Raw genomic sequence first — 23,828 nt, forward strand, 5'->3', positions numbered from 1 at the left:
CCGTCAAAGTTTAATCAAAACTGCTACGGCTTAGTCGGGATCGCCAGCATCGCCCTTATCCGCAAGTTTATTGGGATCGTAGACTTTTGCATTGGGGTCAGCGTCCGGGTTCGGCTTGGGAAAGTAACCCCCGACTGTCTTGATCTGGCTCATGAGCTGTTTCACCATCTGCGAGCTTCTTTCCGGCTGAACCGCGGCAAGGTTGCTTTGCTCGCCGAGATCATCGGTCAGGTTAAAAAGAAGTTCCTGATCCGGCCATTCGTAGAAATGCAGGAGCTTCCAGTTTCCTGCGATGATCGCCGAAGAGGGCGGCGCAACGCGGTAGTGTGGATAATGGAAGAACAGCGGGCGGTTCTCATAGCTGGCTAGAACCGGCTTGCCAAACAACAACGTCTTAAAGCTGGTGCCATCCACCTCCTTCGGCACGTGGGTAGACGCCCCCGCCAGATCCGCGAAGGTGGGAAGGAAGTCATAGTTCACGACGTTGACATCGCAACGAGATCCAGCAGGAATGGAAGGGCCGCGCACGATCATCGGGACGCGGATGCCGGCCTCCCAGAGCCACCATTTCGCACCGCGCAGGGTTTCCATGTCCTCGTTCCAGGAATGGTAGCCGTTGTCGGAAACAAAAACCACATAGGTATTTTTCGCAATGCCCAGCTGATCAATCTTTTTGAGCACCATTCCAATGGTGGTGTCGAGGTCAGCGCACATCGCGGCACCGATCACGGCATCTTTTTTTTCGCGCGGCTTGAGGTGTTTAAATAGCGGATCATTTTCAACCTTCGCCAACGTCTCCGGGCGGGCCTGATAAAAGGCGTGCGTCGCGTAGTGCGAGAGCTGCAGGAAAAAAGGCTTGCGCGCTTTGACGGCGGATTCCATGAAATCGATACCGCGCTCGGTGATACTGAACATAAACTTGGGGTCGGCGTCGGTGTCGGCATTCTTTCCGGTTTTTGGATCTTTGGCCGGCCGGAATGTTTTGTTGTCGGTCTCGCCATCGCTTACATCATAGCCGTGCTTTTCCGGTCCACCGCCGTAGAGATGCCATTTCCCGATGTGCGCCGTGGTATATCCTCCGGCTTTGAGCACATCGCCGATGGAGGGAAAACGGATATTACCCTGCGGCTCGGGACAAAGTACCGGACGCTTTGCGTCCGCCTTTTTCGTCTTGTATTCAACGGTTCCATCGGTCATCGGCCCGAACCCGCCGTTGCCGCTGTAGAGATGGCGCGCGGCCGTCATTCCGGTCTGGAGGCAGCAGCGCGAGGGCGCACACATGCCCGCCCCGGAATAGGCGTTCTGAAAGGTCATGCCCTGCTTGGCCAGCATTTGAACGTTGGGCATATTGCGAAAGGCCATGGCCGAGCCGGGCAGGTCGGGATCCATCCGTACATCGGTGCCATACCACGGCATATCATCGATAAGGATGAGCACGATATTCGGCGGGCGTTCCGCCGCAGCCTGCGAAAGCGGGATCAACCCGAAATACAAGGAACACAAAAGTGCGGTCGGGACATATTTTTTTATGGTTTGATTCTTCATTGTTTATCCTTTTTGGAGGGTATTGGCAGAGCCATATCCGATTGAGTCGGAACCGAGGCCCGCAGCTTCTTAATTTCAGCGGCATATTCCGGATTATTGATCACATTGGTCCATTCGCGGGGATCTTTCGAGCAGTCATAGAATTCCTCCTGATCATCGGCATAACGCGTATAGCGGAACCGTTCCGTACGGATGCTGACATATCGATCATACAACGCACTGATGGCTGTGCTCTTCCATTCTGCATCCGGATTTTTGAGCAGGGGTACGAGAGAGCTGCCATCAACATCGTCCGGCGGCTTGATGCCGCACAGCTCTGCTAACGTCGGATATAGATCCTGCAAGGAGACAAACCGCTCGCTCACACCTCCGGCATGCGTCATGCCCGGAATCCGGAACATCAGCAGCACATGGGTCGCCTCCTCCCAGAGCGTCGCTTTCTGCCAATGATTTTTTTCGCCCAGATGAAACCCGTTGTCGCTCATCATCACGACGATAGTGTTGTCCCGATAAGGACTTTTATCCAGCGCATCCAGCACACACCCCATCTGGGCATCCGAGTAGGCCGTCGATGCCAGGTAGGCCTGGACGGCCTCTCGGTGCAGGCCATGCGCCAGCACCTGTTCAACAAATTTACTTTTGCCATTTGTAACTGCCCGTCCGAGCGGTGGCACATCATCGAGATCATCGGTCATTAGTTCCGGAACGGTGACTTCGTTCAGCGGAAACAGATCGAAGTATTTCTGAGGCACATACCACGGCATGTGCGGATGAAAAAGACCGCAGGCAACCAGGAACGGCTTATCATGTTTCTTCTGCAGTTGCTTGATCGCGGCATCCGCATACTTGGTGTCGTTCATCTCTTCTTCCGCAAGATGTATGGGCCCCCAGTCCTGCTCTCCCCGCGTAAAAGAGAGGAAGGGCGCACCGGGCGGAACCGGATCGCGACGGTGCCCGATACGGTCATTCCATGAATCTTTCGGATCGAAGCCGTGCGCAACTTTTCCGTAGGATGCCGTATAGTAGCCCGATTTCCGGAACAGCTCCGGCAGCGGCGTGGACTGCTGGAGCGCGGAACTCCTGTCCATGTCCACGCCATTATCATAAACCCCCGACTTCATGGGGCTGATTCCCGATAAAAAAGCCGTCCTGGACGGAGAGCAATAAGGACAGGCTGTATAAGCGCGGTTAAATATTACACCGCTCTCGGCCAGCTTTCTGATATTGGGAGCCACCACCTTACCGGCATACCGGTTGGTATCTCCCAGCATCCAGCTATTGAGATCATCCACGATCAGCAGCAACACATTCATGCGCTCGGATGCGGCGACCGCATGCCGCGCGGTCATTACCGAAAAGAGCACAACCACACAAAAACAGATTCTTTTCATTATCCTCGCCCTTTATTCATACGTTACAGATCGCACCTGCCCTCGCCATCAGCTAAACAATAAACGTTTTATCACCATAAAAACGGACGAATTTTTTAGAAAATCGTATCAGGAAAAATGGCGATATATTCGTAATGCTCTTACTGTCGTTCCAATGCTTGGAAAATACCTTTTTATGTCAGCCTTCGCCCGGGGCTCTAATGATTTACGTTTGCCTGAGCTTCCGGTCGCTTCCATGGAATTTTCTGTGCCTTTTCCATATGCACCATGAGCACACGAACCATGCGCTCAAGGCGTTCGGGCTGCTCATTGGCTAGGTCTACTTTTTCAAACGGATCATTCTTGAGGTTGTATAATTCGAACGGATCTCCCGGATTGTCGCGAACCAGCTTCCAATCGCCCTCACGCATCGCTTCCTTGGTACCGTTCTGCAGCCACATATGGAATACGGGTTCCGTAAAAGCGGCTTGTTTACCCTCGAGTAAAACCGGTTTAAAGGAACGCCCTTCGATTTCGGTTTCAAGGGGTACCCCGCAGAGATCTCCAAGGGTTGGAAGAATATCCATGGTCAATGCGGTGAACGACGTTTCCTGTCCCGCGCGAATTTTACCCGGCCAGCGCACGCAGGTCGGCACTTTTATTCCGCCTTCATAGACATGTGTTTTATCGGAACGCAATGCCCCGTTACTCGCGCCGTATTTCATTTTTCCGCCGTTGTCCGAGGTAAAGACCACGATGGTATTCTCTGAAAGGCCCAACTTATCCAGTGCTGACAAAACCTGTCCGATTCCATCGTCCAAATGTTCCACGAAAGCAATATTCTTTACGCGAGCCGGATCAGCATTTTTTTCACGCGCCTTTACGCGCTCGTGCCAATCTTCCGGAGGTTGAATGGGAAAGTGCGGCGCGTTATAGGCCAGGTATTGAAAGAAGGGTTTGCCATCCGCCTCCCGCTTTTCCAATGATTGGATGGACCACTGCGTAAACAGGTCGGTGGCATGCCCTTCCGGATCAATGACTTCCTCGTTACGGCGCATGTAGTTATTACCAAGGCGCAGATGCGTCCAGTAGTCGTCCATCATGTCGCCGAGGAATCCAAGGAACTCATCAAAGCCACGCTGGTTCGGCCGGTTTGGCTTGGCCAATCCCAGATGCCACTTGCCGATCAGCGTAGTGTGATATCCCGCCTTTTGAAACAGCTCCGGCAGCATCACACTGTCCGGTGTCAGATAGCCATAGTTGCTTTCCGGCTGCGTCCGTACCACGCCCGGTATCCCGACCATTTCGGGATACCGACCACTCAGCAGTGCGGCCCGCGTCGGCGAACAGACGCAGCAGTTGGCATAGAATTCGTTGAACCGCATCCCTTCCGACATCAGCCGATCGATGTGCGGCGTCCGCATATCTTTCGCACCGAATGACGCCAGGTCGCCATAGCCCAAATCATCAACCATAATGACTAAAACATTGGGACGACCGGTTTGATTTGCAAACGTCGACACCGTTATGGCCATATAGAAATGAAGTACCAATGTTACTACAGCGATTCTACTCATCGATGATCTCACAATATACTAGCGCTCCACTTTCAGACGGATAAAGGATTGCTGATTGGTCATCGGTGCCGTCTCAGTCACCTCTTCAAGATAGCCAGCCGTCGGAATAACATCCTTGTTGCTCGCAACCGGAGCCCATCCTCCCGTGATGAGGTTCGTGGTGGACTCCACGGTATACGACAGGCTCGAATCGTCATTCCGTTTTTCATACTTATAGGTCCATGTGCCTACACCTAGTTCGAAAACCGGATCGGTTCCGACGCTGGCGGGATCGGTCGGGTCGGACCCTGCGGCATACTCGGCCCAGTTGACGACTCCATCACCATCGTAGTCATCGGTTTCAGCCCCCAAATCGACACCGAATGAGTTCATCCAATACTCCATAAAGGTGACCGGACCAGTCTCATCCTCTTCCGGCGCGCGCGTTCCGATAAACGGCCCTCTAAGCACTCGATACGCATAATCTTTTGCGTTGCTCTTCATCGCATCTGCAGGGTCAACAAAATTGGCTTCGAAGTAGTTGGTGGCCGTCCCGTCATAGATCGCCTGGTCATAGTTCGGGTGCGGCACCAGCGGAATGCGGGCACCGACCGCGTCTAGATAGTTGGTCATGTCGGCATACAGCGCATCCCCGAGCGCCGGGTTGTTCATATAGATATTGTGATACTCCCCAACATCATTGTTGAGATCGAACAACATAATCGGATCCCATGATGGGAAACGAACCGGTGTTTCGTAGAAATAAACAATCTTATCGCTGCCCTTCACAACCACGGAATGCGGCATCGTCGTCCGATAGTGAGGATAATGGAAATAGAGCGAGCGATTGAGGAATGCCTCACTCTGCGGCTCACCGGCCATCAACCCTTTCAGGCTGACTCCATCCAGATCCGGCAGAGCCGTCGGGTTGCCACCCGCCCAGTCGACAAAGGTCGGAAGGAAGTCATAATTGACGACATTAGCTGTGGTGCGCGAGTTACTGACCACACCCGGTCCCTCAACCACCATTGGAACCCGAATCCCCGCCTGCCACGCCCACCACTTGTGCGCATGCTGCGGTTGCGTCAGACCAAAGACGTCACTGAAGAACTCATGGCGATATCCGTTATCTCCTACCATCACAACATAGGTGTTGTCAGCAATACCCAGATCCACCAGCTTCTGCCGCACTTCGCCGAGCTTCTGATCGAGCTCATAAGCCATCCCGAGCCATACCGCAGGATCGTTCTTATGGTTGAGGTTTGCCGGGTCGGTTTCGCCGCCATTATAGGCAACAATCGCCGGCTCATTTTGATAGCGCATCCGCGTTGCAGGGAAGCATTCGCGACCTTCATGCATGGCATAGTGCGAGAACTGCACATAAAAAGGCTTCCCGGCAGCAACCTGCTCTTCCATGAAAGCAATGCCGCTGTCTGTAATGTGCGTCATCAATTTCGGGTCGACAATACCATCCAATGTATCTCCGGCATTGTTGCCCGGGCCGTTATCCGTATCTCCATCCGGTGCGTAAAACCCTTCATTATTCGGATCATCGCGCAGATGCCATTTTCCGAACAAGGCCGACTTATAGCCCATCGGAGCCAATGCTTCAGCAATCGACGTGGCATCTGCCCTGAGGGTTGCATCCGATCCATTCGGCATCACCGGGAATCCATAGTAGTTATCTCCCGGCACGTCTGAATTGACTTCATAATAATCGTCGCCGTCGCCGTTCATATAAACGGTAAATCCGTTGCGCGGGTTGGACTGACCGGTCATCAGAGCCGCACGCGCCGGACTGCATTGCGGCGAACCGTATGCATTGCGGAACACCATACCGCTCTCGGCCATCAGATCCAGGTTCGGCATCTCGATCAAATCCGGAATATGCGAATTCGCCATCCGTTCATCCATGATGACCGATGATCCGTACCAGGCCCAGTCATCCATGAAAAACATAACAATATTGGGTCGCTTGACCCATTTGTTCATCAACTGGTTCCGTAACGACTCGAAATGAGCCGCTCGCAGACTCTCTCCGTAAATCACCACTTCCCCAACGACCCCATTGAAATAGTTTCCGCCAGGCGACGCACGGCCCAGTGTCACGGCATTCGCCGTTGAAAAGTCAGCTTTTGTCAGGGAATTACTCACCACGGTATAATTCTTGGAATCCCACAACTCACACGTCCCGGTATCCGGATCATAATTCAACACGACGATCAGCGTTTCACCGGCGGCAATCGACCGACCGGTCGAGACCAATTGCAAGCCACCCAGTTCCGCCTGGATTTCGCCCGTTGCGGTATACAGCATGCGAAAGCCCGTGCTGCCGTCCGAGGAGTTCCCGATGAGCTCATTATCAACGCCCGGGACCAATTCATCGCACACAACCGACAACATGACGCAGAATCCATCGCCCGCACCGGACTGGTCCAGCCAGCTGTCGGAACTAGGTGCAGAGAACAGTTCCAGCGTGTGCAATCCCCCCGCAAAATCTAAACCGGATAAACCGGCAGAGGATGTCAGTGTGCTCGGATAGACCACACTTCCAATGGCTGCAACCGCATCATTGCTGCTGGCAGATTGGTCCTGCCACTGCGTGACCACATTTCCAGCCACCACAACACTGGATGCAATGGTCGCATCCAAGTGCTGCAGAACGGACAAAACCTGCAGCGTGCCTTCGGCTTCATTGCTGTACGCCGACTCAACGTCATTTGTGTCTATGGCCGTCACCACATAGTAATACGGCACAGCCCCGTCACCGGTTGTGTCTGTATACGCACTGTCGGTCAGGTTCGATGCAATTTCCACATAGTTCGTTCCACTCTCCGTTGAACGGTACACCGAATAACTGGCAAACAGATCTCCGGAGATATCATCGAGCCAGTCCAGTTCAACCAAACCGATGTCAGACACGGCCGTTAACTGCTCCGGCGTTTTGATCGAGGTTACGGTGACCCAGTCATCCACCATGGCCGCGGTCTCGGCATTCAGCTCTGTGGAATCCAGCACCCGGTCAAAAATTTTGACCTCACCGACCATACCGATAAAAAAGCGACTGGCACCGGTCGTCATTCCGACCGTAACGGGAGTGCCCATGGAATTATCTATCGCGGCGGCTGTCCAGCTGGACGCACTCTTGCTGGTCGAATCCCAGAACTCCACATTACCGGTCGAGGCATTATAGTTAAGTGCCACAACCATGGTGTCGCGAAGCACAGCTTTTCCCGGCGCAGTCTTCGCGCCGGCGGTTCCCTCCACCCAGGCCTTCAGCGTTCCGTCCGTCCCCAGACGCATGCAAAACCCCTGATTAATCAAGGTCGAATTTCCGATAAGATCCATGTTATCCGTATTCCAATCGTCCACCCGGAACGACATCAAAACACAAAATCCGCTGTTGGCCGCAGCAGCACCCGAAAATTCAAGCCATGCATCCGAATCTGCCGCCGAGAAAAGTTCCAGCGAGTTACCCGTCGCCCCAAAATCCAAACCGTGAAGCCCGGATCCCGACACACTGGCGCTGGGATAGGTTACACTGCCCTGACCTGCTCCAGCATTGTTTCCGGAGCCGGAGCGGTCGATCCACTCCGTAACCGGATTGCCCACAACATTTGTATCCGCAGCAATCAGGTGCTGGATCATCGAAGGTGTCGGATCAGGCCCGATAGAAAGAGCCAGATTAACCGCCGTATTGGATGCCACATTGGCACCGGCCACCGGACTCTGGCTGACGACATTCGAGATGGCGATCGTGGCACTGTAGGCATCAGTAACCGTACCGAGCACCAGCCCGGCGCCTTCGATTGCGGTTTGTGCGGCCGACTGGCTGAGATCAACTACATCGGGAACCGTCACGCCCGTGGAATCGCCCACAATATCCACGCGAAACGAGCCAAACGAGGTGTTATCATTCACCGTAATCGCATATTCCAACCCATCCACTGTAACGTCTTCAGAGTAGATGGCCGGGCTTTCGGCCGATGTTGTTGTTTCCAGAGAAGCGGCACTCGTACCGGTTCTTTTATAAACGTTCCAGGAATCCGCATCCTCGCCTTTCAACGAAAAAACCAGACTTTTCCCGGCATCCAGCGTTAAATTATTTGTATTAAAGGTCAGTAAAATTGCTTCATCCGCTTCCAGGCGCAATAAATTTCCGGCGACTGCCCACCCGACGTTTATGGTCTTAATCGGCACGCTATCGCCAAAAGTCCATGTCGCCGCATCATTAATATTCGAAGCACCGATCGCCGTCCAGGTAACTGTAAACGATCCGCTGGCTCCGGAAATCGTATTTTCACCCAGCGTGGCCACGGAATTCAACGCGCCGCCATTAAACGCGGACGTTGCCTCCAGATTGCTAAAGGTGAACGTGGTGGACATCTGCGTGTCATCACCATTTCCCAAAGCGACAACCATCGCGGCATGGGTCACGGAAGCCCCCATCGCCAGCGCCAGTAGCATCATCATAATTTTTTTAACCATTTTCATAATTTTCCTCTCTTATCTTGGTTGTTATCGCTCAACTTTCAATCGGATATAGGTTTGCTCAAAATCGGTCGGAACTGCGTTGGTCACATAGTTCAGCGTCGATCCGGTCACATTGGTTGCGGAAACGGTATAGCCCGCGTTGGTCCAGATCCCGGAAACCAGATTGGTGGAGGTTTCGACGGTATAGATCAGGCTGGCATCGTCGGAGCGTTGCGGATGAATAAACCACATGGCACCCGTGGCATTGACCAACGAAGGCGCTACACCGGTATCCAACTCATTCGTCGGATTTCCATCGAGTGCATATTCCCCGAGGTTGGCCAAACCGTCGCTGTCATAGTCAAAGGTTTCATCACCAATTAAACCGGCACCGCCGTGCAATGCAACCCACAGATCATAATCTGTCGGGATGTACGTCGCCTTCAGAATATCGAGCGTAAGATCGTTAACACGGAAGTCATTGGCGCCGTTTTCCGAGCCGGTTCCGATGATGATTTTATCGCCGGTTTCCAGTTTCCAACTGCCACTGACCACATCGGCTCCATCGTAGTTCGCATTCCATTGCTGTTCGATGATCGCATTTTCGCTGATATCGTAGATGACGAAATCGGTGCGGTCATCACCTGCGTAACGCTGGAAGCTTGCCCCGGTGAGATACAGATCACCGGAGGGAAGGTCTGCCGCATCGACGGTGTAAACCAATGCCTCCAGCAAGGAATTGCCAAGCTGGTTAGGATTGTCATCGGTATAGACCGGACCCGAGTCTGCCCCTAGGTTTCCTTGATAGCCCGCAACGGTTCCATTGGGCAGGTTGGCCAGATAGGATGCGAAACCATTCGTGGCAATAGCCGCCTGTGCATTGGCGGTCGACCAGTCAATCACGCTTGAAACCGAGATCGCGAAGTTGTCAGAAGAGCCAAGCTCTCCGTCAGCGGTAAAGAAGCCGGTCACTGTGGCGGCACTGCCGCTGACCACAGGATTGGTGGTGTTCAGACTGGAGACCGTCCATGTTTTCGAGGTCGTATTGCTGTTGTCGTCATTACTGAGCACCACATTTCCAATATGGCGGCTCGGAATATCCGTGGAACTGACCAGCACCATCGCCAACAGCGGTGAAGCACCAGTGACATCCACCCGAATATCTTCGGCCGTGCCGAACTCCGCGTCGATTGCTCTGAAACTTATCGTCTTCCAGGCGGCATTCGTTGTTGATCCGTCATAGATCAGTGTTTTGCCTTTTTTCATTCCACTGGAACTGTGATACCAGACCTCGTTCGTGCAGAAGGTATCGATCAGCATGTAGACCTCAACATCCACATCGGAACGGATCCCGTCTGAAAATTCAGGTTCGGTCACATCCAGACTGTAACTGCTGCCACTGCTCAAACGCGCACCTTTCACCCGGCGTTGATCGTTTAAATCGGCAGGATCGGAATCCGGCATAATCATCGCGTCTTCGATCACGATGTTATTCGTGTCCAGCGCAATGCCGTAAGCGAGAGCAGGATCCTGGTTAACGTCTGCCACGATGTAGGTTTCATCGATCAGATTATCGTCAACATAATCGCGTGTTGCAGAGAAGAGGCACCCATTGCGGAAATCGAAATCCTGCATGGTGAAAACACCCTCGTTCTCCAGTCCGAAGCGCATCGATGAATTCCCGGATTCCACTTTGATGTTCCCGCCGGGACGGCAGCGGAAGTTAATGCAGCCCCGGTTGCTCGGCCCGGCAACATAGCACTGCTGAAGGTAAAGCTTTCCGTCCGATGCATCCCAGGTGGAATCCGAAGTCCCCCATATGCTGCTCACAAAAAAGCGCGCATTTCCTTTGAATCCGGATTCGGTTTTGATGCCATAGTTTCCTGAATAATCGCCGACACTGTTAATGTTGCAGGAGGAATTGAGGAAGTTGAACGTTTTTGTTCCATTGCGAATGGCATAGCCCTTCTGCACCTGCTCAGCAGAAATCATCAGCGTCTGACCACTGGAATTATCCGCCGTCATGAATTGGTGCGAAGCATGATTGAAGATACTGGAAATGGAATAGTCGTCGCATCCGTTCAGATGGAAAATTTCCACCTGCTGCGTCTGGCGCCACTTCGTCTCATGCACTTCCGTAAGGGTTGCCGGATAGTTTCCGATTTCAATATTCCGCCAGAAGTCCGGTTTAATGTGGCAATTCTGAATGCGGCCACCGGAACAGGTATTGGCGCGGTAGGTCGCCCGTATTCCGCCGAAGAAGGTATATTCCACCAGATGATCGTCGCCGTTCAGTTCAGCGGCCTGATACGGGTTGCTCGCAAAACAGTCGATGATATAATTTTTCATCCCGTTGCCCTGAATCATCCAGGGATGCGGCACAAACGTAACGATGTCCTGATCGAGATAATGGAAACTGATGCTACGCACCCCGCTGTGGTCCCCCAGCTTGATAAAGGGTGTTCCGGTTTCCGAGCCGCCTGCATTATTTATCAGAATAAGACTGCCCAGCTCCGTATCGGAATCCGCCTGTTGGCGCCCACCGGATATACCCCGCAGCTCAACACCAACCCCGAGATCCAGATGGCCGTTTACTACATATTCACCATCGGGCACAAAAACGATCCCGCCGCCGTTATTCGTGGCCGCCGCTATCGCCGACTGGAAGGCGGCCGTATCATCGGTTGATTGATCGCCCACCGCTCCATAATCCTTAACATTAAATAGGTTCGTTTCGGCCGGTTTACGAACGGCGTCATACACAAAAGAGTACGCAGGCATGATGGTATCGTAGCTGGATTTAACCAGAGTTCCGCCCGACCGATTTTCCGACCCGTTCACCGTGCAGTTTACCAAGTTCAGGTCTCCGCCGGAGGTGGTGCGAATGGCGTTGGTTCCGCCTTCGATCGTGCAGGTATTGATCGACATGTCCGTCCCATCCTGCGTGTAGAGTCCATACGTTGATCCGCTGAACGTGCAACCCAGCACCTTGAACGACTTTGCCGAAACTACATTGAGAGCAACCGTGCAGTTGGTGATCGTTAGATAGGAAAGGTCACCATGCGGATTATCCCCGCTGATGCCCCGCTCGAACAGCACCCCATCGCGATAACCTGAGATAACAGAACTCTGGAAATAAAATCCGTCCATCTCCTTGATGTTCACCGCCAAGCCGTTGCTACGGATATAGGTTTCGTGTGCGCCGCCCGCAGCCGGACTGTTGGTCAACCCCGACCAGGCCCAGTAGTCCGGCGAAAAATGGATCGAATCAAAACGCGACACCGCAAAACTCTGATCGGCAGTCAGCCCGAGATTCAATGGAGAACCGTAAATTCCGCGAAAACAGCAAAAACTGGCTTTTGAGGAATCAATCCCTTTAACCGCGTTGATCAGAGTGATGTTTTCAAGGGTCATCACATTAGCTTCACCCTGTATTACAAACGGATAATTCGTGTTGATAGCAGCGGGATCCTGATCCGGGTGCCAGAACGTCAGATCACGCAGCCCCGATGAACTTTCCGCCAGAGTCAGTACTGCATTGGTTCCGGTTTGATACAGTTTCAGGATGGTTCCCGATGCCGGCTGGGTTGCGGTTATTTCTCGCCAGCGCCCGCGCAGCGTCACATTCGCACCCATCGTCAACGGTCCGTCAATGCGGTACTCCCCATCCGGAACAAACACCGTGCCGCCGCCAGCCGAACTTGCATCATCCAATGCAACCTGAAACGCCACGGTACAGTCTGTATTCGCAGGATCAGCAGGCAGATTATATCCGGCATCGGTTACGTCGCAAAACGCAACAATAATATCATCTGTCGGATAGTTGACATCTTCCGGAACCACACGCCAGCCGGACGCAGGCGTGACGCCGGAATCTATAGCCCACGTGAACTCTGTTTCGGGTCCGGTGGACGTTGTATTCGCTCTTAATACGAAAGTAGCGCCAGCGGGGCTTACATTCAAACCGTTTCCGATACTGGTCAGCCGGATTTTTCCGCCGCTCAGTTCGGTCCATTGATAGTGAGCCAAAGTGTCGGTTGTGGAGGTTGTGTTGGCAAACATCTTTTTCACGTTTGCGGGATCCACTTTAACATAATTATCGTTGGCGACCGCCTTGAGGCGGATGTTTCCACTACCGGCGTCTTCAACGACAAAACGTTCAGTCATGCCAACGGAGGAGATGTCCTTGGCCTCAATTTGATATCCATCGACCGCATCTGCAGTAACGTATGAAGCTGTAAAATCCGAATAGAGCGAAATAGTCTCACCGAAAGGAGCCGCTGCGTGCGTCGCAGAGACAGCCCCCATCAAAACAAGTGCACAACTAATCCATATAATACTATTTCTCATTTTCATTCCTCTAAATTACTTTTATGAAAAGACAGGTTTTCCAACTTACCGAGTCATGCTTTCGGTGCCGGACCACGACGTGACACCAGCCGCATTGACGGCGCGCACGCGGTAATCATAGGTAGAACCGAGAACCGCAGTGGCATCGGTGTAGAGTTGTCTTTCTGTCCGTGCTATTTCTAAAAAGGAGCCGCTTCCCGATACGGAGCGTTCAATGATGTATTCCCCGTTTTCGTTGCTTCCGCTCCATTCCAGCACAATGCCGTTATGCACACTGGCGGTCAGATTTTCCGGCGTATCCGGGACAGCGACAACCGGCCGAACCTCGAGTTTAAGGAAGCCTTCGGATGCGTCGTTAAGCGCAACCTTTCCTTGGGCGGTAACGCGAGTGGTATCCACCGGATAACCGCTCAGATTATCCTGAACATCGACCACCTGCTCGTTCGTGGCGAGAATGCTGGTATCGGTATACGGCGGTTGCAGCACAACCGACTCAACCCAGTCAACCAGATTGGAGGATTCCGCAACAACGACTTTGATGTCGCTTGCTTCCCGGTTAAAGTCGAATGTCATGGTCATGTAGTCGCTCTGGAGCGAATAGGTTCCAAGCTGTTCGCTGGTTGGTGCATTGGTTCCGCGAGTTAAGCCAGCGGTGTAGGTGGTTGGATCGCGGCCCAGTCCGTATTCCATAATGATCGCCCAGTCATTGATCGGCCCCGATCCGGTCGGGTCATAACCACCGATCCCGCCGCCGATGGATGCCATCCACGAACCATAGGCGGATCCGGTATTCGTTGGAGCCGGAAGGTTGCTTAGATCTGCAACGTTAAGAGTGATGTTGCTGTAGGCAGCGTCCGGCACATCGGCCAGCGAATTGTAGGCGGTTCCTTTTTTCAAGAATTTTGTAGTGGTCCAGTCCGAAGCATCGCTCCACGTCACGCCGCGGATAGAACCGTCATTCTTACGAATCACAACGTTGTCGATGTAGAAGTGATAATATCCGGGCGAGCTGTTGTGCAGCGCAATGAAGCTCGCATAGGAGGTATTGGGAGCGACTTCGCCCATTCCGCACAGGCGCCGCATCCACCGGCCTTTAGGCAGCGTCTGTTCGACGAGCAGCATTCCATCCAGATCGATTCCCCGTATGCTGTTGTATCGCGGTTTTGGACCGGTGGACGGCGAACAGTAGATTCCGTTGATCTGATCCGAATCCTCCGCCACATAGATATCGTACTGGAAGATATCGCCGGCATGCACATATCCATCATACGGCAGAACAGCGGGCACCCAGTCCGGATCGGAATAACGCACATAGATTCCGTCGTTGTTTGGATTTGAAAGCGATTTGGTCTGGGAGGCTTTCACCTCCAAGATATCGCCTTCGGGGGAGGGATCGAGATAAGGCGGAATCAATGCTCCCATCAACGGGTAGTAACTGCCCGACACATTCCCGGATGAAAACCACTCGTCCATCATCGCAATCAGCGTATCGCGCTCCGCCGGATAGACAGCCTGCACGTTGTTGGTTTCCGCAATTTCTGTAGAAAGGTCATACAGCTCCAGCATCTGATTAGGACCGGGCACCCGGTTGAAATGGAGCTTCCATCGTTGGGTGCGAATGGCGGCCCATTGATCATCCACCCCGTAATAGCTGCCGGCATATCCGGTTCGAACCGGTGTCCGCGTGAGCAGATTGGAATAGAGGTTGAGGCCATCGAGTTCGGTAGCGGTCAGCGTTTGTCCGGTCATGTCGATCAAGGTGGGGTACCAGTCGAAATACTGCGCGATATTCGTGTAGACATTGTCGGCCGGTGTATAGGGGGTCTGGTTGGCGTCGAGGTGCCCGGGCCACAAGATAGCGGCCGGCACATGCACGCCGCCCTCATACAGCTGATGCTTGTTTCCCCGGAACGGATAGTTGTCGCCGCTGAGCGTACCGCCATTGTCGCTGGTAAAGACCACGATGGTATTGGTCGTCAGTCCATAGACATCCAGGCGGTCGATAATTTCACCGGTCGATTTATCCATCGCGTGAATCATGGTGTAGTAGACGAGCTTCGAAAATCCGGGATGAATCAGATCGATTGCATCCTTATCGAATTCCTCGCCGCCGCTGCAATACATTTGAAGAACCTCTTCGACCTTCTTGCCGCTCGTTGGACTGACCAGTTCCTTGACGATGCTCCACGCGAGGGTTGGATTCGTATCGTCCACGATATTGCACATCTCTTCCAAATCGGTGTTGAGAATCTCGTACGGTGCATGAACACATTCATTGGGGATGTAGAGGAAGAAGGGTTCGTCGGCGTGGTTATCAATAAACTTCAGGGCGCTGTCGCGGATGATGTAGGTATTGTAGCCGGACACATCCGGCGACCAGGTGGAATTGATCCACCAGTCGAACTCACGGGCGTCGATCCGGTCGTGGTAGCTGTGGCCGCCGCCATAGAAACCCGACCACTCGTCAAAGCCATAGGCATTGACCCCTTCGCCGAAGTTTGTGTCGTCGCTTGTAAGTTGCAAAATGCCGTCGTACGGATCGATTCCCGCAATATTGGGAACCTCTTCCCAGTTTCCATCGTCGGTTTCCGGCGGAAAGCTGCTGTGCCATTTACCGAACGCCCCCGTCGCATAGCCGGCCGCCTTGAAATCCTTGGCGATGTTTGGAATGGAGTTATCCAGCGTCCCCCCGGTCTGTGCACCCACGCCGACTTCAGTGTAGTGACGGCCGGTCAAAAGTCCGCCACGACTGGGCGAACAGACGTGGTGCGTCATGTAATTGTCAAGATAGATTCCTTCGTTGCAGATGCGGTCGATGTGCGGCGTCTGCACCAGACTGCCGGGCGACGCATTGTGGCTGATGTCCGCATAGCCGAGATCGTCGGAAAAGAAAATCACTACGTTCGGCGGTCCGTTGGTGCGGCCTTGCAGTGCCATCGCCGTTGTTGCGGATTCCACACTTGAAACCGGGCCGCTGTTGCCGACCGTATCGCGCATCATGACGGCATAGCTGTAGTTCGTCGCGGGCGAAAGACCAGTGTCGGTATACAAAGAGCTGATCTGCCAACCGCTGTCCGATCCGCCGGAATTGCCGGAGGTTTCGGCGAAAAAATATTCCACGCCGCTAACATCGATTCCAGTCGTTGCGGTCATCGTGATGGCAAACGGCCCGGTGGCAGTTGGGAGCGAGTCCCATTCAGCTGGATTCGGGGTCGGCGCGTTGGTGTCAGTGACGGTCGAGGCAATTGCATCAAGCGTAACGGATGTTATACGCCACTTCGTGGAGGTGTTATCGGTTCCGGTTGCAATAAGCACCATATCGCCATCATCGAGTGTCCAGTCTCCGATGACAGCCTCAGCGCTATAGTGCTGATTCCACTGCGCTTCGACAACCGCGTTGGCGCTGACATCGTAAACCAAAAAATCCGTAAAGGCAGCGATATCATATATGTTGAAAACAAGACTCTTTAACGACAAACCTGCTCCTACAGAAAGACCGGACGTATCAGCCGTCAGGATCAGCAATTCGGATGTTCCGGTAAACGCTGTATTATTTTCATCCGTCGCTGCGGCGGAAGAATCTACTCCGAACACAGCCGGGGGCCCGTTTAGTGCACCGATCCCGGCCACAGTGAGCCCAGAGAGATAGGCACCGAAACTATTGGTGGCGGCCCGCGCATTGGCCGTATCCCAACCGTAACGCGCCGAGGCCGTAAGCGTGAATTGCTCGCTTCCTGTAAAATCTCCTGCTCCGGTCAAGGTGCCCGCGGCCGTTCCGTTCGCGGTTGATACAGAGGGAGGAGTGCTGTTCAGATCGGATACGGTCCATATTTTAACCGGCTGCTCAGAACCATTTGTACTTTCGAGTACAATCTGAGCCTGCGCCATACCCAGCATGGCCACAAGCGGCATTAAAACAATTAATCTGCACAGCATTCGCTCCCCTCTTTCATTAAACCTAACGATGTGTCGTGGCGGAACCCAAAGATCTCGAAGCCTGGCTTCCCGAGCCCTTGCCGCTGCGGTAGCTGTCGAGCACCGTCTGCATCTGCTGAACAGTTTCCGGATACTCATCGATCACGTTGTTTTCTTCAGACGGATCTTTTTCCAGGTCATAGAGTGCTGGGACCGCCTCTTTCCTGAACGCCTTGCGCAGTTGATCCGGCGCAGCATCGGGAAAGACGCCGTCGGTGTATTTCCAATCTCCGGAACGGATCGACTGAATACCGGCGGCATTGGTTCCGACCATTGGATTGCGCGCCGCTTGTTTCTTGCCCAGCAGGGTCAGCGCAAAGCTGCTGCTGTCTTCGGCATCGGAAATCGAAACAATTCGGCCGTTTGCCATATCGGCAACGGTCGCAAAAATATCGGCAATACTGACCATGTGATCACTTACCGTTCCGGATTTAACCTTGCCGTCCCAGCGCACCATCAACGGCACACGCCCGCCGCCTTCATAGATTGTGTGCTTGTCACCGCGGTAAATGCTGTTGAGTGCGAGCCCTGCTTCAATGGCCTGTTGTTCCGGGCGGGTTTTATCAGGAGGAATATCACTGCCGTTGTCTGCGGTGAACAGGATGATGGTATTGTCCATCACGCCCATTTTTTCCAAGGTCTGGACCAGCTGTCCAAACGACCAATCCAGATCCTGGATAAAATCGCCATAGGCCCCGCAGTTGCTTTTACCGCGCATGCGCTCGGAAGGAACAATCGGATGGTGCGTTGCGGGGGATGCGAAATAGAGGAAGAAGGGTTTATCCTTTTCCTGTTTTTCCAACCATTGGACCGCTTTTTCAGTTAAGAACTCACTGGCCTCTTCGCGGTTTCGCTGCGGCGCGTCATAACCGATATACGGCTTGCCGTAGAATGCTTTTGCATAGGCACTCGTTTTCTTTGAACGCAGGCCATATACGCCATCATTTTCAACCCAGACCCGGTGTATGTCATCCAGATTCTGCGGAAGCCCGAAGTGGTAGTCGAATCCGAGATCGTTGGGACCCGGCGTCAGTTTCTCCGTAAAGTCTGCCGGACGCTTATCGCCATACCCCAAATGCCACTTGCCGATCTGGGCGGTCGCATAGCCCATACCTTTCAGATATTTCGGCAAAGTCATGCGATCGGTTTCCACGATCAGCGGATCGAACACATTCACCACCCCGAACGGCAATGGACCGCGCCAGGCATAACGCCCGGTCAGGAGTGCATAACGGGTCGGCGAACAGATGGACGCCGGGGTGTTGGCATTGGTGAACCGCATACCCGACTCAGCCAGACGGTTCAGGTGCGGTGTCTGTACCAACGCAGCAGGCGCGCCATATGCATTAATGCATCCTGACCCAAAATCGTCCGCCATGAAAACCACCACGTTGGGTGCGGCTTCAGCCATCCCGGCCAAAGCGATTCCTGAAATTGCCATTAAAATTTTATAGTTCATAATCAATTAACCTTCCCCGTATTCCCAGCCCTTGCGGACCGGTTCTTTGATGTATTGGTTCAACGATGAATCCTTGAAGTTCATCGTCCTTGGATTGTATTCAACCTTCTTGCCCGAGCGGTTCGCGATCGTGCCGAGGAGCACCATTTCGGTGAGCGGCACAGCGTAGTCGATAAAGTTGGAGCCGCATTTCGGGATATCACCCCGGACAGCAGCGAACAACTCTTCGACCGGATTGCCCACAGCACGCGGCGTATTTTTTGGAGGCAAATTACCGCGGCGCCAGTGGTCCCAGTCCTTTTCCAGCCGAGGACTGTTCGGACGCATGCCGGGGGAATAGATCGTGTTCTTGTCACCAACGAGCAGACAGCCGCCTGCCATGTCGATTTCCCAGTTTTTCTTCAGCTCATCGGAGAAGTGCGGCATATGCCCGCCTTCGTACCAGTAGATCGTTACAGGCGGCCGCTTACCAGCCCCCTTGAATTTATATACATAGGTTCCGGCACCGGTCTTGGGCTTTTTGCCGTCCAGCTCCTTGCGGAAGTTGAGGCTGTTGTCCATATACACCAAGTCGGGATAATCCAGTCCCATTACATATTTTGGAATATCCAGCGTATGGCAACCGATATCCCCAAGACCGCCGATGCCGTAGTCCCACCACCAGCGCCAGCCTTTCGGACAGATCTTGCTGTTGTAATCCTTCAACGCCGCAGGACCCGTCCAAAGATCCCAGTCCAATGTAGAGGGAACCGGCTCGGCGGGTAATGGATTTTTGGCATTGTCGGTATTGGGCGTGGAGCGGCCGGTCCAGGCATGCACTTCACGAACGTTTCCGATCAACCCTCCGTCGTACCAATCCTTAATCAACCGCATGCCTTCGATGTTGTGCCCCTGGTTGCCCATTACAGTCTGCACCTTGAATTTTTGCGCGGCCTTCTGAAGGGTTCGCGCCTGCCAGATATTATGCGTCAGCGGTTTCTGGGTATGCACCGCAATGCCCCGCTCCATCGCCGCATAGGTTGCCGGAAAATGCGTGTGGTCGGGCGTGCAGACGATTACCGCATCAAGTTCCTTGTAGTGCTTATCGAGCATCTTTCGAAAATCGGTATAGTGTGCTGCTTTGGGATATTTATTCAGCCCCTCCGCACCCTGCACGGAATCGACCTCTGCGATAGCGATCATATTTTGCTCATCGCAATCCCTGAAACAGGTTTTTGCAATTCCCCCCGCACCGATCAAAGCCACATTCAGTTTCGAATTGGCCGATTTTGTTTTGCCCAGTGCAAGCCCGGGAAGGATCAAGGTTCCGCCGGCGAATGCACCGGCCTTGAGGCTGTTTCTACGATTAAGCTGATTCATTTAAATGGTCCTGTATTAATTTTTATTTATTGAGCACGAATTCGCGTGATGAGTTCTTTTCCGCCGTCGGGAAATCCTTAGGCACCGGAATGCTGACTTTGCCGGTTGCGGCCCATTCACACCCGCGGGTGAAGGTGGTGATGAACCCAACGCCTTCGCGGGAGTAGCTGTCGTGCCCAAGCGCGGTGTTAAAGGCGCGGCCCTCACCGTAGTTGATCACCATCAGCATCGGCTCATGCCGATCGGTCGGGGCCTTGCCGGACATATCTTTCCCCGTCGCCAGAATGGTCATATTTTCCGCAGGTCCGCGAAGCAATGCATAGCATTCGTCCTTCGCGGTCAACCATTGTTCCGGCAGGCCTTTGGTAATGGGATGATCCTTCACGCGAAGCGTAACCGGAATATTATGCTGGGGGCCGTGTTTCCCGCATTTTTTATTCTTATCCTCGTGGTCCCGGACCAGCTCGCCTTCATTCGTATAGTACACATAAGGCCCCGCCTCCGGCTTCCGGCCGCCCCAACCGCCCAGACCGATCATCTTGTTATACTCTGGCCACTGCCCAAACGCGTTATTCGCCCCATGGGTCACAACCAGTCCGCCACCGTTCTGCATATAGGCTTCAAACGCCCGCTGAGTCGCCTCCGGCCAGTCGGCCGCTTTGTTTCCAAAATTGCTAATCACCACATCATAGGCTTTGAAATCCGGCGAAAAATCCGGGTCGGTCTTCGGTTCCGGCAGATCCTCCGTGGGCCCGACCCCGGCCAGCGGCAGCCACTCTCCATCCCGTTTTTCTCCATTCCAAGTAAACTTCGATCGCACAATGTCCACCTCGAACAGCCCGGTCTCCTCCAGATACTGCCTCATCATAACCGTCGTCTGCGGCCAAGCTTGATGACCGGCCTGCCCATCGACAATCAGTGCTTTCAGCTTCGCTTCAGCCATACCTGCAAACACAAGGCCGAATATCAAAATCGTGGTCATCCTGTTCATCATAATTAATCTCCAGCACCTATACGCTTTTCAGCGCTTCATTCGCACTGTCATCCCATAGAGGACGCTAACGGAGTGTCAGCTCCCGTTTTTGTTAAGGTTTCTGATGTTTAGTTTATTTAGTCGATTCCGATTTTTTGTTGAAGAGTAATGATGATTCCCCGTTTTAAACAGTTGGCTGTCCCACAGCATTTAGATGAACCCCGGCAGATACGCCTGTTCCGGTGCTCCTCGGATGCGACCGGGTGGTTTGGCTGTCCCATAGGATTCCAGCAAGGCGGGCAGGTTCCAGCGACGCCAAAGCGAGACCCTTACGACGGTGAACAGGCGCTTGAAGCTGTGATCCCATCCGTGCATGAATTTGAGACAGCGCATCAGCAGATGGACGAGCAGCCCGGTCCATACCTGCCAGCGTACGGCATTAGCGCTGTAGCCGAGAAAGTCGGAGAGCTGGAGCGTCTGTTTGATTTCCTTAAAGAACACCTCGATATCCCACCGGCAGCGGTAGAGCTCCGCGACCGTCCACGCGCTCCACTCCAGATGGTTGGTCAGGAAGACCATTTCGACATCCTTGCCGTTGATCTCCACGAGGGCTACAACGCGGCGCAACTCGCACGGGTAGGCCTTCTTCGATTTTTCGAGCATCAGCTCGATGACTTCGTCGCGAAGGATGCGCTTGTTTTTAGTCGTTTCGAGGGAGCGCATCACCGTGTACTGCATGTTGTCTTTCGCTCGACCCGCCCAATTAATGCCGCGCTCCGTTAGCTCAAAGAGATGCTTGAATTTGATATAAGCCTTGTCGAATACAACGATTTCTCCGGCTTCAAGGTCGGCACACAAGCTCAAGGTCTTGCGGCTGTCATGGTGTTTTGCAGTGTCGACAATGGCACATCGTGGAAGGAAGCTTTGCAGGTCCAGACGCATGTGGCACTTCGCGGCGGCCTTGCGGCGGCGGTGCTTTGCCCAGTCCATGCTATTGGCCACCAGCTGTATCGTGGTCGAATCGAGCGCATGGATCGCCTTGCTGAAGCGACGGAGGTATCCACTACGCACCTTTCCCTTCGCAAAACCAGGCACCGTGTCCATCAGATGCTTCATCATGCTCCAATAAAGCTCTTCGGCCATGTTCGCGTCGCGCACTTGATTCGCATGGCTCAGGTTGTTGCGGGACGGTGGAACCGCACCGCGGATGGTGGAGAGCGCCGCCGCATTCATCTGGAGCGCGTCGCATACATCGTTAAGCCCGAGCGCATGAGCAAAGTGGGCATAAAGCAGCGAAACCACATGGCTCCATGGCGTGTACGTCCGGCTTCGGGCATCGACGCCATGCTTCTTCGCAAGGTTCGTGACCATGTGTCCGGGAATCAGATTGCACAATTGCTTCAAGGTTGTATACCTATGTCCGGCTGGTTTGTGTTTTTGTCTCTGTTTTTTCATACCCTCCGAGTGGAGGATTTAGAGCTCACAAGCCAGCCTTTTTATTTAAAATCTATGGGATGACAGTGCTTCATTCGGATTGTTTAAACATATGTTGTGCGCCCGTACTTTTCTTTTAACGGCACATCTTTTTCGACAACACAACGCCCTTTCCTTTTACCAACACTGATAATAAACCAAAGATGATAAAACCTTTCTCAACGCTCCCCGTCATTCTTTCGACAATGACTCTCGAAGTACCTTAAAAATGAATAATTAGCGCCTAATCCAATCTGTAAGAGTCCGGCATCACATCAGGATAATGATGCGCATAGCATGGTATATCCCTCATTATACCGACAAAAAAACACCCCAGCGTGCGGGGTGTTTTCTCATGCTTCAATCTTGGCTCAACCTCAAAGCATAAAGCGGCGACGGATGAACAGGATACCCGCACCACAGGCTGCCACCATGCCGAGCGTGGCTGGTTCCGGAATCACGTCGAAAGTAAAGTCAGCCGCTCTCCATTTTTCAGTAGGCCCACCACTCACACCAACTCCCATAACGACGATATCGCCATCGTTTAGCACCCAGCTACCACCCACGCCATCATCTATTGGGCTGCCTGCAGTAGTACCATTGTATTTCATATCCCACTCTTGGAACGTGATCGTATTATCCGTCTTGTTGTAGACCAAGAAATCAGTACGGTCGCCGGCAGTCATTAAATTAAAATCAACCTGCTGAAGAAGAACTGACTGACTCACAGAAAGACCGCTATTCTTGACTTCAAGGAACAAAACTTCGCCCTGAGCTTCAAGAGTAGAACCATTCCCCAACCCATCGCCATTATCTACCCCAAATCCAAAAATAGGTTCTCCAGAGAGACTATTGCCGCCACCGTCAACGGTAGCAGCAGTCAAACCGGAAATATATGTTCCGAATGTCCCTGCGGTAATATTAGCCTGCGCAGCAGAAGCATTCCAGTTTGAGGCCGCGGAAAAATTGAACGTAATGCTCGCCGCAAGATCTATATTACCCGCGGCCGAAAACGTACCACCGGCTTGCGGGGTATTATCACCCGTTACAGTAGGCGCGGTGTTGTTTAAATCCGTCGCCACCCACTGCCGCGTTAGCCCAGCCTGGCCTGAGTCAAGCTCAAATATAACACTCGCCTGAGCACTCATCGCCCCGATCAATGCCACTGCACATATTCCAAATTTTATTTTTTTCATTTATTATTCTCCTTTATTTTTTGTAATCAAAGGGTGATCCGCACTACCTGAATATACCTGTTGGCGACCGGCCGGAACCGGCCACCACAACGTATCGTT

General features: G+C 53.2%; 11 protein-coding genes. All 11 read right to left on the reverse strand.

Annotated elements, in window-relative coordinates:
* Positions 1-30 precede the first annotated feature (30 nt).
* On the reverse strand, positions 31-1,545 hold the full coding sequence (locus SCARR_RS27665; RefSeq protein ID WP_136065973.1) for a sulfatase: 1,515 nt from the start codon (positions 1,543-1,545) through the stop codon (positions 31-33).
* A complete protein-coding gene (locus SCARR_RS27670) occupies positions 1,542-2,936 on the reverse strand; it encodes a sulfatase (RefSeq protein WP_222846498.1) in 1,395 nt (464 codons plus the stop codon). Before SCARR_RS27670 ends, SCARR_RS27665 begins: the two co-directional genes overlap by 4 nt.
* 197 nt (positions 2,937-3,133) lie before the next feature.
* Positions 3,134-4,492 (reverse strand): sulfatase family protein, encoded by a 1,359-nt coding sequence (locus SCARR_RS27675; protein WP_136065975.1) that lies wholly within the window; start codon positions 4,490-4,492, stop codon positions 3,134-3,136.
* Positions 4,493-4,510: 18 nt separating this feature from the next.
* Positions 4,511-8,965 carry a sulfatase-like hydrolase/transferase gene (locus tag SCARR_RS27680; RefSeq protein WP_136065977.1) on the reverse strand — a complete coding sequence of 1,485 codons (4,455 nt, stop codon included), beginning with the start codon at positions 8,963-8,965 and terminating at the stop codon, positions 4,511-4,513.
* Positions 8,966-8,989: 24 nt separating this feature from the next.
* Positions 8,990-13,294 carry a glycosyl hydrolase family 28-related protein gene (locus tag SCARR_RS29185; RefSeq protein ID WP_168433675.1) on the reverse strand — a complete coding sequence of 1,435 codons (4,305 nt, stop codon included), beginning with the start codon at positions 13,292-13,294 and terminating at the stop codon, positions 8,990-8,992.
* A 45-nt stretch (positions 13,295-13,339) separates the two neighbouring features.
* Entirely contained in the window at positions 13,340-17,230 is a 3,891-nt protein-coding gene (locus SCARR_RS27690) for a sulfatase-like hydrolase/transferase (protein ID WP_168433676.1), read from the reverse strand.
* 22 nt (positions 17,231-17,252) lie between these two features.
* Positions 17,253-18,728 (reverse strand): sulfatase-like hydrolase/transferase, encoded by a 1,476-nt coding sequence (locus SCARR_RS27695; protein WP_136065983.1) that lies wholly within the window; start codon positions 18,726-18,728, stop codon positions 17,253-17,255.
* A 6-nt stretch (positions 18,729-18,734) separates the two neighbouring features.
* Positions 18,735-20,087, reverse strand: coding sequence for a Gfo/Idh/MocA family protein (locus SCARR_RS27700; protein ID WP_136065985.1), 1,353 nt, complete (start codon positions 20,085-20,087; stop codon positions 18,735-18,737).
* Between the two features lie 22 nt (positions 20,088-20,109).
* The gene (locus tag SCARR_RS27705) at positions 20,110-21,081 is read right to left on the reverse strand and encodes a ThuA domain-containing protein (RefSeq protein ID WP_222846499.1); all 972 of its coding nucleotides are present in this window, start codon (positions 21,079-21,081) and stop codon (positions 20,110-20,112) included.
* Between the two features lie 189 nt (positions 21,082-21,270).
* Positions 21,271-22,515 (reverse strand): IS4 family transposase, encoded by a 1,245-nt coding sequence (locus tag SCARR_RS27710; RefSeq protein ID WP_136060137.1) that lies wholly within the window; start codon positions 22,513-22,515, stop codon positions 21,271-21,273.
* A gap of 395 nt (positions 22,516-22,910) precedes the next feature.
* A complete protein-coding gene (locus SCARR_RS27715) occupies positions 22,911-23,729 on the reverse strand; it encodes a hypothetical protein (RefSeq protein ID WP_136065987.1) in 819 nt (272 codons plus the stop codon).
* Positions 23,730-23,828: the final 99 nt, after the last annotated feature.

Source organism: Pontiella sulfatireligans (assembly GCF_900890705.1).
GTDB lineage: Bacteria > Verrucomicrobiota > Kiritimatiellia > Kiritimatiellales > Pontiellaceae > Pontiella > Pontiella sulfatireligans.

Excerpts from the sequence above, each read along its gene's own strand:
- SCARR_RS27665 (WP_136065973.1), bottom strand. The coding sequence starts at position 1,545 with ATGAAGAATCAAACCATAAAAAAATATGTCCCGACCGCACTTTTGTGT.
- SCARR_RS27670 (WP_222846498.1), bottom strand. The coding sequence starts at position 2,936 with ATGAAAAGAATCTGTTTTTGTGTGGTTGTGCTCTTTTCGGTAATGACC.
- SCARR_RS27675 (WP_136065975.1), bottom strand. The coding sequence starts at position 4,492 with ATGAGTAGAATCGCTGTAGTAACATTGGTACTTCATTTCTATATGGCC.
- SCARR_RS27680 (WP_136065977.1), bottom strand. The coding sequence starts at position 8,965 with ATGAAAATGGTTAAAAAAATTATGATGATGCTACTGGCGCTGGCGATG.
- SCARR_RS29185 (WP_168433675.1), bottom strand. The coding sequence starts at position 13,294 with ATGAGAAATAGTATTATATGGATTAGTTGTGCACTTGTTTTGATGGGG.
- SCARR_RS27690 (WP_168433676.1), bottom strand. The coding sequence starts at position 17,230 with ATGCTGTGCAGATTAATTGTTTTAATGCCGCTTGTGGCCATGCTGGGT.
- SCARR_RS27695 (WP_136065983.1), bottom strand. The coding sequence starts at position 18,728 with ATGAACTATAAAATTTTAATGGCAATTTCAGGAATCGCTTTGGCCGGG.
- SCARR_RS27700 (WP_136065985.1), bottom strand. The coding sequence starts at position 20,087 with ATGAATCAGCTTAATCGTAGAAACAGCCTCAAGGCCGGTGCATTCGCC.
- SCARR_RS27705 (WP_222846499.1), bottom strand. The coding sequence starts at position 21,081 with ATGATGAACAGGATGACCACGATTTTGATATTCGGCCTTGTGTTTGCA.
- SCARR_RS27710 (WP_136060137.1), bottom strand. The coding sequence starts at position 22,515 with ATGAAAAAACAGAGACAAAAACACAAACCAGCCGGACATAGGTATACA.
- SCARR_RS27715 (WP_136065987.1), bottom strand. The coding sequence starts at position 23,729 with ATGAAAAAAATAAAATTTGGAATATGTGCAGTGGCATTGATCGGGGCG.